At 66.2% G+C, this 12850-nt stretch carries 24 protein-coding genes; 6 read left to right on the top strand and 18 right to left on the bottom strand.

Annotated features, from left to right (window positions below):
- A partial coding sequence (locus ACGFJ2_RS49320; protein ID WP_393480500.1) for a hypothetical protein occupies positions 1 to 344 on the top strand: 344 nt, incomplete at its 5' end.
- Positions 345 to 424: 80 nt separating this feature from the next.
- Here ACGFJ2_RS49320 and ACGFJ2_RS49325 read toward each other — a convergent pair.
- The 6 genes from ACGFJ2_RS49325 to ACGFJ2_RS49350 all read right to left on the bottom strand — a co-directional run bounded on the left by ACGFJ2_RS49325 (position 425) and on the right by ACGFJ2_RS49350 (position 2446).
- Complete coding sequence (locus ACGFJ2_RS49325; protein WP_393480503.1) at positions 425 to 883, bottom strand: GntR family transcriptional regulator; 459 nt, start codon at positions 881 to 883, stop codon at positions 425 to 427.
- 237 nt (positions 884 to 1120) lie between these two features.
- The gene (locus tag ACGFJ2_RS49330) at positions 1121 to 1324 is read right to left on the bottom strand and encodes a hypothetical protein (protein ID WP_393480506.1); all 204 of its coding nucleotides are present in this window, start codon (positions 1322 to 1324) and stop codon (positions 1121 to 1123) included.
- Entirely contained in the window at positions 1324 to 1539 is a 216-nt protein-coding gene (locus ACGFJ2_RS49335; RefSeq protein ID WP_393480509.1) for a hypothetical protein, read from the bottom strand. Before ACGFJ2_RS49335 ends, ACGFJ2_RS49330 begins: the two co-directional genes overlap by 1 nt.
- A 50-nt stretch (positions 1540 to 1589) precedes the next feature.
- Entirely contained in the window at positions 1590 to 1964 is a 375-nt protein-coding gene (locus ACGFJ2_RS49340; protein WP_393480512.1) for a hypothetical protein, read from the bottom strand.
- Entirely contained in the window at positions 1961 to 2104 is a 144-nt protein-coding gene (locus ACGFJ2_RS49345) for a hypothetical protein (protein ID WP_393480514.1), read from the bottom strand. The genes ACGFJ2_RS49340 and ACGFJ2_RS49345 overlap by 4 nt, the downstream gene beginning before the upstream one ends.
- Positions 2105 to 2122: 18 nt before the next feature.
- Positions 2123 to 2446 (bottom strand): hypothetical protein, encoded by a 324-nt coding sequence (locus tag ACGFJ2_RS49350; RefSeq protein ID WP_393480517.1) that lies wholly within the window; start codon positions 2444 to 2446, stop codon positions 2123 to 2125.
- Positions 2447 to 2687: 241 nt separating this feature from the next.
- Between ACGFJ2_RS49350 and ACGFJ2_RS49355 the strand changes: the two genes are divergently transcribed.
- Positions 2688 to 3221 carry a hypothetical protein gene (locus ACGFJ2_RS49355; RefSeq protein WP_393480519.1) on the top strand — a complete coding sequence of 178 codons (534 nt, stop codon included), beginning with the start codon at positions 2688 to 2690 and terminating at the stop codon, positions 3219 to 3221.
- A 114-nt stretch (positions 3222 to 3335) separates the two neighbouring features.
- Here the strand turns inward: ACGFJ2_RS49355 and ACGFJ2_RS49360 are convergent, their stop codons facing one another.
- Positions 3336 to 3614, bottom strand: coding sequence for an HU family DNA-binding protein (locus ACGFJ2_RS49360; RefSeq protein ID WP_393480522.1), 279 nt, complete (start codon positions 3612 to 3614; stop codon positions 3336 to 3338).
- A 591-nt stretch (positions 3615 to 4205) separates the two neighbouring features.
- On the opposite strand from ACGFJ2_RS49360, the gene ACGFJ2_RS49365 reads away from it, so the two are divergent.
- Both ACGFJ2_RS49365 and ACGFJ2_RS49370 read left to right on the top strand, forming a co-directional pair.
- Positions 4206 to 4394, top strand: a complete 189-nt coding sequence (locus ACGFJ2_RS49365) for a hypothetical protein (RefSeq protein ID WP_393480524.1) — start codon at positions 4206 to 4208, stop codon at positions 4392 to 4394.
- Positions 4395 to 4894: 500 nt separating this feature from the next.
- Entirely contained in the window at positions 4895 to 5062 is a 168-nt protein-coding gene (locus tag ACGFJ2_RS49370; RefSeq protein ID WP_393480527.1) for a hypothetical protein, read from the top strand.
- Here the strand turns inward: ACGFJ2_RS49370 and ACGFJ2_RS49375 are convergent.
- The 9 genes from ACGFJ2_RS49375 to ACGFJ2_RS49415 all read right to left on the bottom strand — a co-directional run bounded on the left by ACGFJ2_RS49375 (position 5031) and on the right by ACGFJ2_RS49415 (position 11198).
- A complete protein-coding gene (locus ACGFJ2_RS49375) occupies positions 5031 to 5642 on the bottom strand; it encodes a hypothetical protein (RefSeq protein ID WP_393480529.1) in 612 nt (203 codons plus the stop codon). The genes ACGFJ2_RS49370 and ACGFJ2_RS49375 overlap by 32 nt on opposite strands.
- Complete coding sequence (locus ACGFJ2_RS49380; RefSeq protein WP_393480532.1) at positions 5635 to 5910, bottom strand: hypothetical protein; 276 nt, start codon at positions 5908 to 5910, stop codon at positions 5635 to 5637. Before ACGFJ2_RS49380 ends, ACGFJ2_RS49375 begins: the two co-directional genes overlap by 8 nt.
- A 12-nt stretch (positions 5911 to 5922) precedes the next feature.
- On the bottom strand, positions 5923 to 6252 hold the full coding sequence (locus tag ACGFJ2_RS49385) for a hypothetical protein (protein ID WP_393480533.1): 330 nt from the start codon (positions 6250 to 6252) through the stop codon (positions 5923 to 5925).
- A 237-nt stretch (positions 6253 to 6489) separates the two neighbouring features.
- Complete coding sequence (locus ACGFJ2_RS49390; protein WP_393480536.1) at positions 6490 to 6684, bottom strand: hypothetical protein; 195 nt, start codon at positions 6682 to 6684, stop codon at positions 6490 to 6492.
- On the bottom strand, positions 6675 to 7463 hold the full coding sequence (locus ACGFJ2_RS49395; RefSeq protein WP_393480538.1) for a hypothetical protein: 789 nt from the start codon (positions 7461 to 7463) through the stop codon (positions 6675 to 6677). The genes ACGFJ2_RS49390 and ACGFJ2_RS49395 overlap by 10 nt, the downstream gene beginning before the upstream one ends.
- Before the next feature lie 75 nt (positions 7464 to 7538).
- Complete coding sequence (locus tag ACGFJ2_RS49400; RefSeq protein ID WP_393480541.1) at positions 7539 to 8450, bottom strand: DNA cytosine methyltransferase; 912 nt, start codon at positions 8448 to 8450, stop codon at positions 7539 to 7541.
- The gene (locus tag ACGFJ2_RS49405) at positions 8399 to 10672 is read right to left on the bottom strand and encodes a Hint domain-containing protein (RefSeq protein ID WP_393480543.1); all 2274 of its coding nucleotides are present in this window, start codon (positions 10670 to 10672) and stop codon (positions 8399 to 8401) included. Before ACGFJ2_RS49405 ends, ACGFJ2_RS49400 begins: the two co-directional genes overlap by 52 nt.
- A complete protein-coding gene (locus ACGFJ2_RS49410) occupies positions 10666 to 10854 on the bottom strand; it encodes a hypothetical protein (protein ID WP_393480546.1) in 189 nt (62 codons plus the stop codon). Before ACGFJ2_RS49410 ends, ACGFJ2_RS49405 begins: the two co-directional genes overlap by 7 nt.
- Before the next feature lie 119 nt (positions 10855 to 10973).
- Positions 10974 to 11198 carry a hypothetical protein gene (locus ACGFJ2_RS49415; RefSeq protein ID WP_393480548.1) on the bottom strand — a complete coding sequence of 75 codons (225 nt, stop codon included), beginning with the start codon at positions 11196 to 11198 and terminating at the stop codon, positions 10974 to 10976.
- A 47-nt stretch (positions 11199 to 11245) separates the two neighbouring features.
- Between ACGFJ2_RS49415 and ACGFJ2_RS49420 the strand changes: the two genes are divergently transcribed.
- Together ACGFJ2_RS49420 and ACGFJ2_RS49425 are read left to right on the top strand one after the other, a co-directional pair.
- Entirely contained in the window at positions 11246 to 11524 is a 279-nt protein-coding gene (locus ACGFJ2_RS49420) for a DUF1501 domain-containing protein (RefSeq protein ID WP_393480551.1), read from the top strand.
- Positions 11525 to 11648: 124 nt separating this feature from the next.
- Positions 11649 to 11909, top strand: coding sequence for a hypothetical protein (locus ACGFJ2_RS49425; protein ID WP_393480554.1), 261 nt, complete (start codon positions 11649 to 11651; stop codon positions 11907 to 11909).
- A gap of 113 nt (positions 11910 to 12022) precedes the next feature.
- On the opposite strand, the gene ACGFJ2_RS49430 is transcribed toward ACGFJ2_RS49425, so the two are convergent.
- Positions 12023 to 12547, bottom strand: coding sequence for an SAM-dependent methyltransferase (locus tag ACGFJ2_RS49430; RefSeq protein ID WP_393481046.1), 525 nt, complete (start codon positions 12545 to 12547; stop codon positions 12023 to 12025).
- Positions 12548 to 12557: 10 nt separating this feature from the next.
- On the bottom strand, positions 12558 to 12779 hold the full coding sequence (locus ACGFJ2_RS49435; protein WP_393480557.1) for a hypothetical protein: 222 nt from the start codon (positions 12777 to 12779) through the stop codon (positions 12558 to 12560).
- Between the last annotated feature and the right edge of the window lie 71 nt (positions 12780 to 12850).

Below are 12850 nucleotides of genomic sequence, written 5' to 3' on the forward strand. Positions count from 1 at the left end.
CGGCCTTCGACGACTCCTCCCGAAAGGCCCGAAACGCCACCGCCGCCGTCCCGAACATCCCTCATCGTCCGAATTATTTCCCTGAGATCACCTCAATGAACCGAGCGGTGGCAGCCCTCGTGGCGGCCTTCGTCGTCGGCAACCTGGCGTTCGTCGCAGCCGTTGTCCACGCCGCCCTGATCGGCAAGGTCGGCGGCATCGACATCGCCGCCGTAGGAGGGGCCTGTCTGGTGGCGTGCTCGACGGTGGCCCTGATTGTCCGTCGGCGGCCGCGCATCAATGGCGGCACTACCCCTGCGCATATTTATGCAGAAAGGTTAGAGCAGGTCAGCGCCGGTCGCTGACATAAAAGAGGCACGCGATGCAGCCGTGTCTACATTTTGGCTACATCGCGCGCCGTGTGCATTCGCAGCCAACGCTAAGGTCAACTCTCCGTAGGCCATTTATCGCGGCTTGCAACGAACGTTCCGATCGCGGGCACGGTATACGCCCACCCTCGCTCACGGAGCAAAGCCACGGCGGCACTGGCCGTCTTCTTGGCTACGCCGTACTGCTCGATCAGCTCCAACTGTGAGGGCAGCACCTGATCCGGCCCGTAGTCGCCCCGCTTGATGCCCTGCGCGAGGTCGGCGGCGATCTTCTCGAACTCACGCGGTTCGCGGATCTGCGGAGCGTCGCGCGGCCCGACGTAGGAGCCATCGGCGCGGATGGTGTAAATGATGTCTGCCTCGCGCAGCACTTCCAGGGCTCTGCGCACTGTCAGCCGTGACGCCTGGTGGGTCGTGCACATCTCGGCTTCCGTAGGGAGTGCCTGGCCGGGCTTGAGCTTGCCGGCGGCGATGTCGTCCTTGATGGCGTTGACGATCACCTGGTAGATCGGCACTGGACCCCGAGGACCTCGCTTCGTCATGGCCGAAGTATACATACCGGGACCCTTTATAGACATTAAGGGTCTGCTGATCGGGCAGGAAGGTGACGAGCCAGAAAACCCAGAGAGCCCCGATGCCAGACGGCACCGGGGCTCTCCGCGTATTTGTGCAGATACGCACGACCAGCCTACGCCGCGCTATCCGTCAGCGTCGCCGCACCGGAGAGCGGCGCTGCGGAGGGTTGGCGGCCATCACACGCTCCCGTTCTGCTCGTCGATCCACTCCCAGACCCGCGCACCGGTCTCGACCAGGTCGTCCTCGTTCTCGAAGTGATCGAGGGCCCACCACAGCGAGTTGAACTTGAGATCGGCGGCCGCGCAGACCGCCGCGCCGAGCTTGAAGAAGTCGCGCGCCTGGTCGTCGCTGACGCCGAGGTGGCTGAAGTCAACGGCCATCACTTCTCACCGTCCTGCGCAGGCTCGCGCTCGGCCGGCTTGTCGGCCGCCAGCTCGGTGACCCAGTTGCCCATGACGAGCATGCCGACGAGACCCAGGCCGAGAATCCACGTGATCAGGCCGGTGTCCTTCATCAGGTAGGCGAAGGTCAGCCACATCGCCAGCATGAGCAGCAGCGTGACAAGGCAGACGACGACGCGGGTGGTGGGCTTCATGAGGAGTTCCTTTCGGTAGAGGGAAGGCGAGGCCGATTGCAATACCGCAATTAGCGATAATAGCCAGGGCCTTTGTCATCGCCGTGCATGCGAACCCGGAACTCCTCATCGGGCGTGAGGGCGAGCGCGGGGAGCGTCTCGATTCCCTCGCGCCTGGCCTTCCAGAGGCGATGCCAGCCGTCGATGGGGATGTTCCCTGCGTCCGCGAAGGGGGCGAGGATCAGGGGTTGAGTCAGGTCCACGGTGGCGGCGTGGGCCTTATCGATATAGACCAGCCACAGCAGCGCCGCGGCCTTCTCAACCTGGATGCAGTCGGGCTCGCGACCCTCGACGATGCGCATGGCGGCGGTGACATTCCACGCGTAGGGGCCGAGGTGGAACACCTCGCGCGTGCGCGGGGTGGGCTTGGACGGCTGGGCGGTCACGCCCACTTCTCCTCTTCGATGGCGTCGGTGAGGCTGTTGATGAGCCCTTGGGCCTCTTCGAGGGTGATCTTTTCGAGACCGCCTTCGACGGCGCGACTGCCGGGCAGGGCGGCGATTTCGATGTGGTTGCTGCCGTCCACGCGGAGGACGGCGACGGGCTAGCCTGCGCAGGTGTACTCGTGCGGTTCGGGAGCGGACAGAAGGACCCAGCCCTCGGCCTCGCGCTCCTTCCAGGTAGCTTCGAGGAAGTCGGGCAGCGGTCCGTCGAGCGAGGGGCAGTAGATGTCCGCGAGGCACAGCACATCCACGTCGTCGTAGTAGCTGTGGGCGGTGAAGAAGTCGGCCGGGGCTTCGGTTCCCCAGAAGTGAGTCTCGAAGACTGGACCGATTTCGTCGAGCCGGGCGTCGGGGTCGATCAGGTAGTGCTTGATCTCGATCTGCCCGTTGTCGGGGTTGGTGCGGGTGTAGAGGCGGGTTTCCACGTGGCGCCCTTCAGGGTGTGGTGTTGGCGCTGGTAGCGGTGTGCTACCAGGCGGCAAAGGAAAGTTGATCTTGTATCTAGCGATCACCTATATAGTATATCAAGTAGGGCGATATAGACAATCAGGGAACCAGTAGGTCGGAGCGATGAACCGATCACATGCGTGCACGTCCCAGACGACACGACGACAGAGACCCCGTACGGTGAGAACGCACGCCACACGCCGCCACAGGAAGTCACAGATGCCGCGCAACCCGAAGCCGCCACAGCACCCGCAAGCCAAACTGTTCGACAACCTCACCAACGAGCAGCAGCAGAGTGCGGAACCGCAATCGGCCCGCCGAACTGGCCCCCGACGAGTCCGCGCGGTCCGATGGACCAAGCTCGTCCCCACCATGGTCTACCTGTACAGCGACATCGACGACCGCCTCACCGACACCCTCGACGACATCGGCATGGGTCCGCAAGAAGCTTTCGAGCTCGCCATCAACAGCTACTGCGATGCGCTGCAACCACCGATCCGCGCCGAGTTTCCCGAGCCGATCAGCAAGGCTGACCTTTCGCTGCCACGGGACCCCAACCCACCACCGCCCGGCACACCTCGCGAACGCCCTGTCGCACCAGGCACCACCGTACGACTCACACCCAACGCCCGGGCGAGGCTCGCAGCCGCATGCAGACAAGAACAGATGGGCGGCATGGCCGGCCTCAACGACGCCATCGAAGCGTGGCTCGACGAGCTGGACATCACCCGGGCGGACGACGACGTGAAGTAGCGGGTGAGCGGGGCCGGGACAGCGTCCATGCCGATCGCTTCACGTGGCGTCCTTCGCAAATGGAAACGTCGGCGGTCCGCGCCCCCGCAGCGGACCGCCGACGAGCTGATGTTGTTACTTGTTGACGGCGGTCTTGACCTTGGTGGACGGCCGGAACCGCATGACCCACTTGCCGGGCACCTCGACCACCTCGTTGGTGTTCGGGTTCCTGGCCTCACGCGCCTTACGGTAGTCGCGGTCGAACACGCCAAGCCCGCCGACGCGGATCTCCTGGCCAGCGGCCACGGTGCCGACGATGATGTCGATGAACGCCTGGACGCTCCGCGCCGCAGCCGCGCGGGACGGCGCGTCGGTGCGGTGGCGGAACTCCTCGATGACGTCTGCCTTGTTCATGCTGCACTCCCCTGAGAGTGACGGTTTTGTCTGGTACGAAACCGTAGAGTACGCGCCAGACGCATATGACACATCATTCGCACCAATTGCGCAACTGCGGGCGCTACACCGCCTCCCACAGGGTGCGCGGGATCTCTTCGCTGCCGGACGCGTCTCGCGGAGGCCAGGGCCGTACATGCAGATGTGGTGCTAGGTGATCATCGGCGGATGGTGCCGTAAGCGCGACTGGGAAGTTTTTTCAAGATTCTTTGATGGCCACTTTGATGATAATTGTCCCTGCATGTCGATTTTTAATATCGGACATCCGCACAGATCCGCGCGAATCCGCGCGGTTCTGCCGTGGCCTCGAACCGTTTGCGCGGCTCGGCGTGGCCTCCTTAAGCTCCCAACTGCGCGCTATCCACAGGGCGCCGGGTGACCTGAATCACACGGAACCTGCACATTCTCTTGTGGTTCATCACATAGCGGGATTTTGGTCATCCACTAGGCCAGCCATGCAGCTCGCTTTATGATCGACAGCAGCGCGCTTATCCACAGAATCAGCGGAGGCCACCTATAGGCTGCCCGCTCACAATTGGACGGAGGTCAAAAATGGGTGATAGCGCGCTCCACGTAGTGCTGGCAATCACCATCGGCGTCATCGCTGGCCTACTGTCAGGGATGGCCCTCAGAGCCTTGGGCGCCGATATGGTGCAGGCCGTCACCAGTGGTGGAGGAGCTTTCGTCGCCATCACAGGGCTGGTGATCGGCATCTTCCACTACTCCAGCAAGAAGCCTTGACCCTGCACCCCCTCGATCACGCGATGATCATCTTGGCGCCATCCGCATAGGTGGGGGCACAGCCTTTCGCTATATCCATTCAGCATGGAGGTTCTCCTACTCTGCATAGAAAGCCCCAAATGTCCAATGGCCTTTGTCAGGGCGACGGAAGTTTGTCGCTTTTCTCATGTATGGAGACGGAGCATTGTCCCTGCATACAGGAGCGATTCATCGTTTGACCTGGCCGCATACAGCCGAAATTCTGTCCTCGGCGCGCTGTCCGCAGAATCCCGCTCGGTCCCCAGTCGAGATCCGGATTCACGAGATTCTCACAACGATGAAACCCCGTCATGGACGGAGGTACAGTGTTGGGCGTATCCGGTACAGAGCGACCCGGACGACAGGGAAAGTACGTCGTCGGGTCGGTCTAGTACCGGTCCGCTCGACGTACCTGCCTGTCGTCCATGGCCAGTCGGACGAGAGGCAGGAAGAGGATGAGCGGGCTTTGGAAGAATGTGGTCTTGGTGCTGCTCGTGGCGATCAACATCGCCCTTGTGGTGGGGGCCTTCAAGCTGGTGAGCAGCAAGGCCGAGCTAGAGGCAGCGCTTGCGTGGGCGGGGCCTACGTTCGGCACTCTGGCCGTGCTCGGTGTGGCCATCATCGCGCTGTATCAGAGGCATCACCCCTAGGCGAGTGTTCCCCTGAGCTCTCCGAGGGGGTGTCATGCTCGCCCTTCCGCCGCCGGGCCTCCTTCGACGACTCGACCACCTCGTGGAAGCCGCACGGGCAGCGCAGCCACCAGTAGTGGCGCTCACGGAGGCGCAAGTGAGCGCCATTTGACGAGAACGCTTCGTACCGCTCGCTGGTCTTGGTGATGGTCACCCGGTGCACCGGCGCAACACCGTCGCGCCGGTGCGGGATCCAGTCAGGCCGCAGCCTGGCCACGGTCTTGTGGACCTCAATCCACTCCATGCGGAGCTGGGCCAGCCGGGCGTCATCGAGGAGCGCGATGTACTCCCAGCCCAGGAGATCCTCCTCCCAGCGCCGGTACTCCTCCAGCAGCAGCCGCGGCGGCTCCACCACATCGGTGCCGGCCAACTCGACCAGGTTGCCGCCATGCATCCGGACGAGGTACCCGAAGAACGCGGGCTTGCTCCGGCGAATCACCTCCACCACGTGACCGACCACGCCGTACGCGCGGCGAGGCTGAACGCGGTCTCCCGGCTCGTACGTCTTCGGCCTCGACCGGGCCGGCTTGCGGCTAGGCACAGGCGGCCTCCTCGATGAGCGCGCGGGCCCGCTCGTAGGCCTCGTCCACGTCGATGCCGTAGTTCTGGGCGACGATGAGGTCCACCAGGTCGTTGACCGCTCGGGCGGCGTCCCACGCGGAGACGCGCTGCACGGCCTGGCCCTCGTCGGACTCGGCGACGAGCGCAGCGAAGCCGATCTCCTTGACCGCCTTGTCGATGGCGTCCTGCAGCAGGGCACGCCTGCACTGGTCGAGCGGTTCACGGCAGTGGAAGCACATGACGGACATCAAGAGCCCCTTTCAGATCAGGGTGAGTTGTACGGGTTCGGGAGCAAGTGCGGGGGTGCGCGGTGCGGCCTGGACCATGCGCCTGGGCGCGAGGTCGTAGCGGCCGTTGTCCCAGGCGCCGGTGAGGTCTTCCGGGTCGATGAGCGCGGGGGCGTCATTCAGCAGCAGTTGCCACGTCCAGCGCAGGACGGACGGCAGGTGCTTGTCAGGGCCATTGGTGAGGAGCGTCCCGTCCGCCGAGTCGGCGTCCATCGCCGCCGCGGCGTACCGCATCCGCTTGAACGAGTTGACCCGGCCAACGTGGACCCACAGCCCGGCTGCGCACGCGGCGCGCGCGAGCACGGCGGCCGCGGGGCTCAGCTTCCAGCTCGTCGATCCGCCGATGAACAGGCAGTCGAAGTCCTCCCAGCGCCACCAGTCGCAGAATTCGAGATGGTCCTGGGCGACCTGGGCGACCGGGTATCCCGTTCGCCGGATGCGGTCGAGGTACGGGTATGAGCGGTTGATGGTGGCGAACGCGTTGAAGGGGACGTCGGGCGCAGTCGCGAACAGGCACCGGTCGGCGAACTCGGCGCGTTCCTAGTCCATATAGGCCTCGTCGCCGACGTACGAGTTGCCGAAGATGCCGGAGTCGGCGGCCCACCAACCGTGCTCCGGAACGCGGTTGCCCGAGGAGGGGGTGACGATGGCGCCGAGTCGGCGCGCGTGGATGTGCTCTCGGATCCGGGCAGTGGATGGCGGCGCCAGGTACAGCGGCGCGTGCATCAGCGGCAAGCCGCCGCAGGGTCGAACAGACTCGGCTGCCTGACCTTCTTACGACGACGGACCAGACCGGCCTCATACCGGCGGCGCAGCTCCGCGAGCGTCAGCCGATACTTCACCCCTGCAACAACCTCGGTGAGGATCGCCACGTCCTTGTCGTGCGTGACGCGGAACTTCTCCTCCAGTTCCTCGGCGTAGGTGTACCGCTCCGGGAACTTCTCCAGCGTGAGCAGCCACTGCTCGCGCCCGGCGCGAACGCACAGGCCAGCGCAATTATTGTGTTCGTACCCCAGTTCGTACAGCCGGGGCACAGCGATGCCGAGAGCCCTGCACTCGTCGAGCATCCGGTCCTTGGGCCAGTGCGGCTCGTCGCACATGGGGAACTCGACTTGCCACGGCGACCAGCCGGCCACGGCGCCGGGCAGGCGTCGAGTCTCCGCGTGGTCGAATCCGACGTAGGCGATGGTGTCGGCGGGGTCGCAGTGTTCGGTCATCCATTTGCGGCAGGGCACCTGCTTGAGGTGTCTGCTGCAGGGCGCGAGCCGCGAGTTGCCGAGCCATTTGACGTCGAAGAACACCTCGAAAGGTGTGCGGCCGTCTTTCACGATGGTCGGCGCGACGCCCAGGTGTTTGCTGGCGTCGTCCATGAACCGGTAGAGGTCTTCGTCCTCGGTCAGGGTGTCGGCGAACAGCAAGACCAGGCTGTCGGTGCCGTGCTGGTGAGCGACGCGCTTGGCGGCCCAGAACGACCCGATGCCGCCGCTCATCTGGACGACATGGCGGGTGGCCATGGCGGTCTCCTTTGGTGAGGGGAGCCCCGCCGCACAACGGCGGCGAGGGTAGAGTGCGGTATCGCAATTAGCGGCTCAAGCTGCGAGGTCGTACTCGAAGCGGGACAGCTCGATCCCCAGGAACGCCTCGATTAGCGCGCAGGTCAAAACCTCAGCCATCGGCGGCGGAACAGCGTTGCCGATCAACTTGACCTTGTCGCGAGCGGAGTCGGCGACGAACACGTACCGGTCCGGGAACGACTGGGCCCGCTGCAGCTCCGGGATCCGGAGCATCCGGAACAGGATGGACGAAACGTCGATCTGGCCGTCCGGAGTGAGCAACGCCCACCGGTCGCGGGTCGGGATCGTCCCCACGGGCTCATGCACCCTCTGCGTGCGACCGTTGCCGTAGTACGCCATAAGCAGCGTCTCGGGCATGGGCAGGCCGGGCGGCGCGGTGACGAGCGACTGGTGCCCGGTCGTGGTGACCGTGCGCATGTGCTCGCTCGCCGGGGTGACGTGCTCGCGTCCGTCGCCCTTGCTGCCGTTGTTGCGCATGAGTAGCGCTGGCGGCGGCTGCCAGCCGGGAGGGACGCCGAGCCCGTGGTGGAAGCCACCGGCCGTGACCGCGTGCGCGGGGTCCTCGAACGCGGGCCTGGACTTGAACTCGTCGCCACCGCCCCGGAACGGGAACACCAGCGGCAGCATCCCGTCGTTGAAGGCTGGGTCAGTGGCGAGGCCGTGGTTGGAGCCGTTCGAGACGAGGGTCGCCAGCGGGTCCGTGGTGGGGTTGGTGTTGCGGGCCCTGTTCGAGCGCATCAGCGACAGGAACGCGGGGAACGCGCCTGGCTGCGCGTCCGGAGGAAAGGCGATGCCGCCCTCGTTGCGGGTGGTGCTGGTCCGCTTCGGCAAGCTGGTCGGCCGCGCTTTCTTGCCGTCGCGGCCTTCGCATGGCACTACGAGCGCGTTCGCCTCGCGCGTGGTGAGCGCGGGGATCGGCTCGTCCACTCCCCTGGGCCCGTCGTTCCACGTACCGCCGGCGGGTGTGATGAAGGGCTTGATCCAGTGCTCCTCGACCCCGGCGCGGATGCGAGCGATCGTCTTCGGGGCCAGCCCCTCGGGCTTTTTCTGCGTCTTCTTCCTCGATCCGATCGGGGTGCCGAGGTCGGTCCAGTCGATCGTGTACGCCGCTGGGAGCATCGGCGGTTCGATGAGCTGTCCTTGGCAGGCGACTTCGGGGCAGACGTACACGTACTGGCCGTTCTTGATGCCGTAGACGCCCATGTCCGCGCCGCGCTTCTTCCACGCCTTGACGGCCTGTACCCATCCGCCGTGGCGGTGGCAGTAGGCGTATGGGTCGAACCACTTGCGGTAGTTCGGCGTGCGGCCCACGGACTCGTGGATGCCGGAGATGAGCATCCGGTCGCGGGACTGCGGGGTGGGTAGCGTGTGGTGCGGCCCTGCACGTGCGCGGCGTTGACGGCGTGGATTTGGATGATGTAGCCGAGTTTCCGCAGCTCGCGGATCCACCGGTCCCAGTGCGCCCACAGCCTGGCCTGGACGACGTTTTCGACACCGAACCCGAGCACCGGCTTGCCGTGTTTCTCCTGGCAGTGGCGCAGGTAGGTGACGACCTCCTCCATCAGCGCCCGGGACCGGATGCAGGTCTTCTGGTGCTCGGTCAGGTTGTCCAGGTCGTCGGCCCACAGGGCCATCTGGTTTTCCCGGTCGAAGTACCTCGTCTCGCCCGAGGCCGTGCTGAACGCTGGGCAGTTGTGGACGGTGATGCCGTCCGCGACGTACGACTCGTCCTCGGCGACGTGGATGTTGTAAACCAGCTCCAGCCGTCCCGTGCTGGCCGGGTGGTGCGTGTTCGACCAGCGGTAGCCTTCGGCTTCGGCGTACTGGAAGCGCTGCGGCCCGGCCGTCACCCATGACACCGTCCACGTCGGCCGCTCGTTGACGGCCCGCCCCTCAATGACTCGCTGCCGCTTACGGGCCGGCTGGTAGCCGAGGTTGGCGACATGCCCGAGCGAGTTGGCCAGCATCCGGATACCGATCGCCAGCTTCTTGGACACGGTGGACGCCCTGGTGTACTTCGCGTCCTTGGTGCCGTCTGCCGACATGTAGCCGTCCAGCAGCGCCTCCCGCCATGCTCGCGGCATGGTCATTGCCCACGCTGGGATGGTCTTGCCGTGGGCGTGCTGCCCGAAGTGCTCGGCCATCCACTCGACCAGGCCCCGGTGTGAAGCGACGAACCTGGCGGCGGTCTTGGTCCGGCCTCGCTGCCAGGTCAGCCCGTCGAGGCCGTCAAGCCTCTGGGCCAGGTCCTCCAACTCGTGGTAGCCGCAGGTGATGGCCAGGTCGTACCGCCCGTGATGAGGGTTGCGGCGCACGCTGGCTCGCCTGCACATGTCCGAGCAAAACCAGCGGACACGGCCCGTGGTGCTCTTGCCGTGCTGCCGCGTCTTTCCGCCGCACATGACGCACGGCGAGTCCGCCGGCTGGGAACGTCGGCGGGGGCTGGGGTCGAGTTTTGTTGATCGCTTGGCCCGCAGCCAGCCGTCGCCGACCCACCGGCCGACCATCCACCAGAACTCCGGTGTGAACTCCATGCCGCGCCCGCCGACGTCCGGAACTGGCAGCGCCTCGCCGAAGTCGGTCGGGGTAGCCCACCAGGTGCCTGGCCCGAGGTCCTTGGCTTCGGTCCATTCGGACTCGTCGGCGACGGAGTGTCGGTAGGTGTGGGCGTCGTTGTCCCAGGTCCGGGTGCGCTTTCGGGTGTAGAAGGGATGTTCGGCAGTTGTTTCGATACCCAGGTGGAAGCCCTTGCCGGACACGATGACGGTGGGAGCGAGCTTGCTCATCGTGCCGGTCACCAGACGCCAGCGGCGCTGGTGGGTGAACACCTCGTCGCCTTCGCGAACCTCCTCGATCGGCACCAGGCCGCGACGGGTGAGGATCAGCGTGCCTGCGACGAAGCACGCCGGGCTCGCCCAGAAGAAGCTGGCGTACGGGAATTTCTCGATGGCGTCGGCCGCCTGGACGTCGCCGAGCCAGAAGTCCACGTCGGGGTGGTTCTCGACGTACGTCCACTTCGCGGGCTTGGCGTGGTTGGCGGCGAACTTGATTTTGGTGCCGGGGACGGCGGCGATCCCGGTTCCGGAGCCGCCGCCGCCCGCGAACATCTCGACAACGTCGATGTCGTCGGGGAACAGCCGGTTCAGCACCCGGACTCCCTGCGGGACGACTCCTCGGCGGCGGCCCGCGCAGTGCGGTCCTGCCTTACCGTCTTGGCCAGTTCGCCCTCCGTGGGGAACGGGACGCGGATCATCTCCGGGAGCTGCCGGTAGATGATGCCTCCGGTGGCCGTGACGACCGCCTCGTAGCGGCCAGGAAATGACCAGAACACGGACGCGGCCCGGATGGCTCGACTCGCCTTGACGAGCGCCTTCGCGGAGTGATTTTGGGCAGGGGGTACTGCAGAGTGGCGGTTCATCTGTGGTATTGCCTTTCGCAGATAGCGAGGGGTTAGAACGAGAGCGAGAGCTGGGCGGGTCCGTTGAGTCCGGCCAGCCATGCGCGCTCGAAGGAGCGATAGGTCTTGTCGTTCGCCAGCGCGGGGGCGGCGGTCAGGATGTGCTCGACGCACGGGTAGTAGAGGTTCCGGGTGCGCAGCCACACCCGGTGGTGCCGGCCGTCCGTCTCGACCTCACGGCCGAGCAGGTACGCGGCCCGGTCAAGGTGAGCGAGCACGTCCCGAGTGCCCCAGGTCGCGGCCAGATCCGGATATCGCCGACCGGATGGCCGGGACCGACGCCGGCCGAAGGGTCGTAATCGCGGTGTACTCCGAGTTCAGCCGGCGGGTGAAGGCCAACGCCTCCGCGGGCACCGACCACGGCACCGCCTCCGACCTGTTCCTGCTTGGCGCGGGCGTACGCGGCGGCCTGCTCGGCGAGCCGCCCAGCCTCACCGACCCGGATGACGGCGGCCTGAAGTACACGGTCGACTTCCGCGACGTCTACGCCACGCTCCTGGACAAGGTCTTGGACGCCGACCCGGGCGCGATCCTCGGCGACTGATCCGGCCGCCTCGACGGCGTCCTGACATGACACTTACACCGGCGGTGCCGGCTGAAAGCGATCAGTAAGCGATCGGTGAGCGCCGTTTCCTACAGTTGCAGCATTCCCACTTCGAGGAGAGCCGATGCGAGTATCCAAGCTGCTGGCCGCCGGTGCGCTGATGGCCGCCGCGTTCGTCACCCCCGCCCTGGCGGCCACCGCAGCGCAGGCGGCGCCGCCGCCGCCGACCACGATGGACTGGACCCAGGAGGGGCCGTTCTCCACGTTCGACGCCTGCGATCACCGCAGGCGCTTCTGGGACCAGCTCGACGGGCGTTCGCACTACTGCCAATGGGCCGACGGCACCCACGAGACCCGCGGCTGGTGGATCCGCACCCGTGGCTGAGCCGCGCTAGCGCCGCCGCAGCAGGTACGTGTCCATGATCCAGCCCGTGCGTGCGCGGGCCCGCGCACGCACCTGTTCGATGTGGCCAGCCACCTCGGACAGCGGGCCGGCGATCAGGATCTCGTCGGGCGTGCCGAGGTAGGCACCCAGTAGATCGTGATGTCCTCGGCCGCGTATCGGGCGAAGGCGCACTGCGCGTCCACCATCACCACGACGTCGTCCACGCCGGACGGCCAGCCCTCGGCGAGGTACCGCCCGGTGGTCACCACGAACGGCCGCCCGACCCGGTTCAACGCGACCCGGTGCCGGGCGGCCAGCGCCGCCACGCTGCTCACGCCCGCAACGACGGCGTACTCCAAGGCGATCTCGCCGCGCGCCAGGATGTCCTCGACGACGGCCAGCGTACTGTCGTAGAGGGCCGGATCGCCCCAGACCAGGAACGCGCCGCAGCCGCCGTCCGGCAGCTCGTCGCGGATGAGCGCACCGAGCAGGTCGGCGCGACGGCGGCCTCGTAGCCGGGCGCGGCCCGGTCGCGATCCGGGTCGCGGGCCTCCACCACCACGCGGTGGTGCGGGCGGCCGTGCCGGAAGCGCGCGGCCGGGGAGTGTACCGGGCGACGGTGGCGGCCAGACTCGAATACGCCGTCGATCACGGCGCCACTATGGCCTTGGTAAAGGTCGAATCGAGACAAGCGGCCCCATTCTTCGACGTCTTGGATTCGACGCCGGGGCCGAGCGGCATGTCGCGCAGCATCCGCCGGTCCTCGCCCGCCTCGAATCCGACGACGTGGACGAACTCCTCGTCGCCGACGATCTGGGCGATGACCTGGTCAAGTACCCAGCCCTTGAACTTCAGCGAGCTTCTCTGCACCTTGTCAAGATCGGCACTCCAACCGACTTGCTCATCGGAGACAGCGAAAATCGCTGTTGGGATCGCCGGAG

It is taken from the genome of Nonomuraea sp. NPDC049028, from assembly GCF_043197735.1.
Lineage (GTDB): Bacteria > Actinomycetota > Actinomycetes > Streptosporangiales > Streptosporangiaceae > Nonomuraea.

Coding starts and splice junctions, on each gene's coding strand:
- ACGFJ2_RS49335 (WP_393480509.1), bottom strand. CDS start 1,539: ATGAAGCCCACCACCCGCGTCGTCGTCTGCCTTGTCACGCTGCTGCTC.
- ACGFJ2_RS49380 (WP_393480532.1), bottom strand. CDS start 5,910: ATGTCCGTCATGTGCTTCCACTGCCGTGAACCGCTCGACCAGTGCAGG.
- ACGFJ2_RS49365 (WP_393480524.1), top strand. CDS start 4,206: ATGGGTGATAGCGCGCTCCACGTAGTGCTGGCAATCACCATCGGCGTC.
- ACGFJ2_RS49360 (WP_393480522.1), bottom strand. CDS start 3,614: ATGAACAAGGCAGACGTCATCGAGGAGTTCCGCCACCGCACCGACGCG.
- ACGFJ2_RS49425 (WP_393480554.1), top strand. CDS start 11,649: ATGCGAGTATCCAAGCTGCTGGCCGCCGGTGCGCTGATGGCCGCCGCG.
- ACGFJ2_RS49330 (WP_393480506.1), bottom strand. CDS start 1,324: ATGGCCGTTGACTTCAGCCACCTCGGCGTCAGCGACGACCAGGCGCGC.
- ACGFJ2_RS49420 (WP_393480551.1), top strand. CDS start 11,246: ATGGCCGGGACCGACGCCGGCCGAAGGGTCGTAATCGCGGTGTACTCC.
- ACGFJ2_RS49355 (WP_393480519.1), top strand. CDS start 2,688: ATGCCGCGCAACCCGAAGCCGCCACAGCACCCGCAAGCCAAACTGTTC.
- ACGFJ2_RS49395 (WP_393480538.1), bottom strand. CDS start 7,463: ATGGCCACCCGCCATGTCGTCCAGATGAGCGGCGGCATCGGGTCGTTC.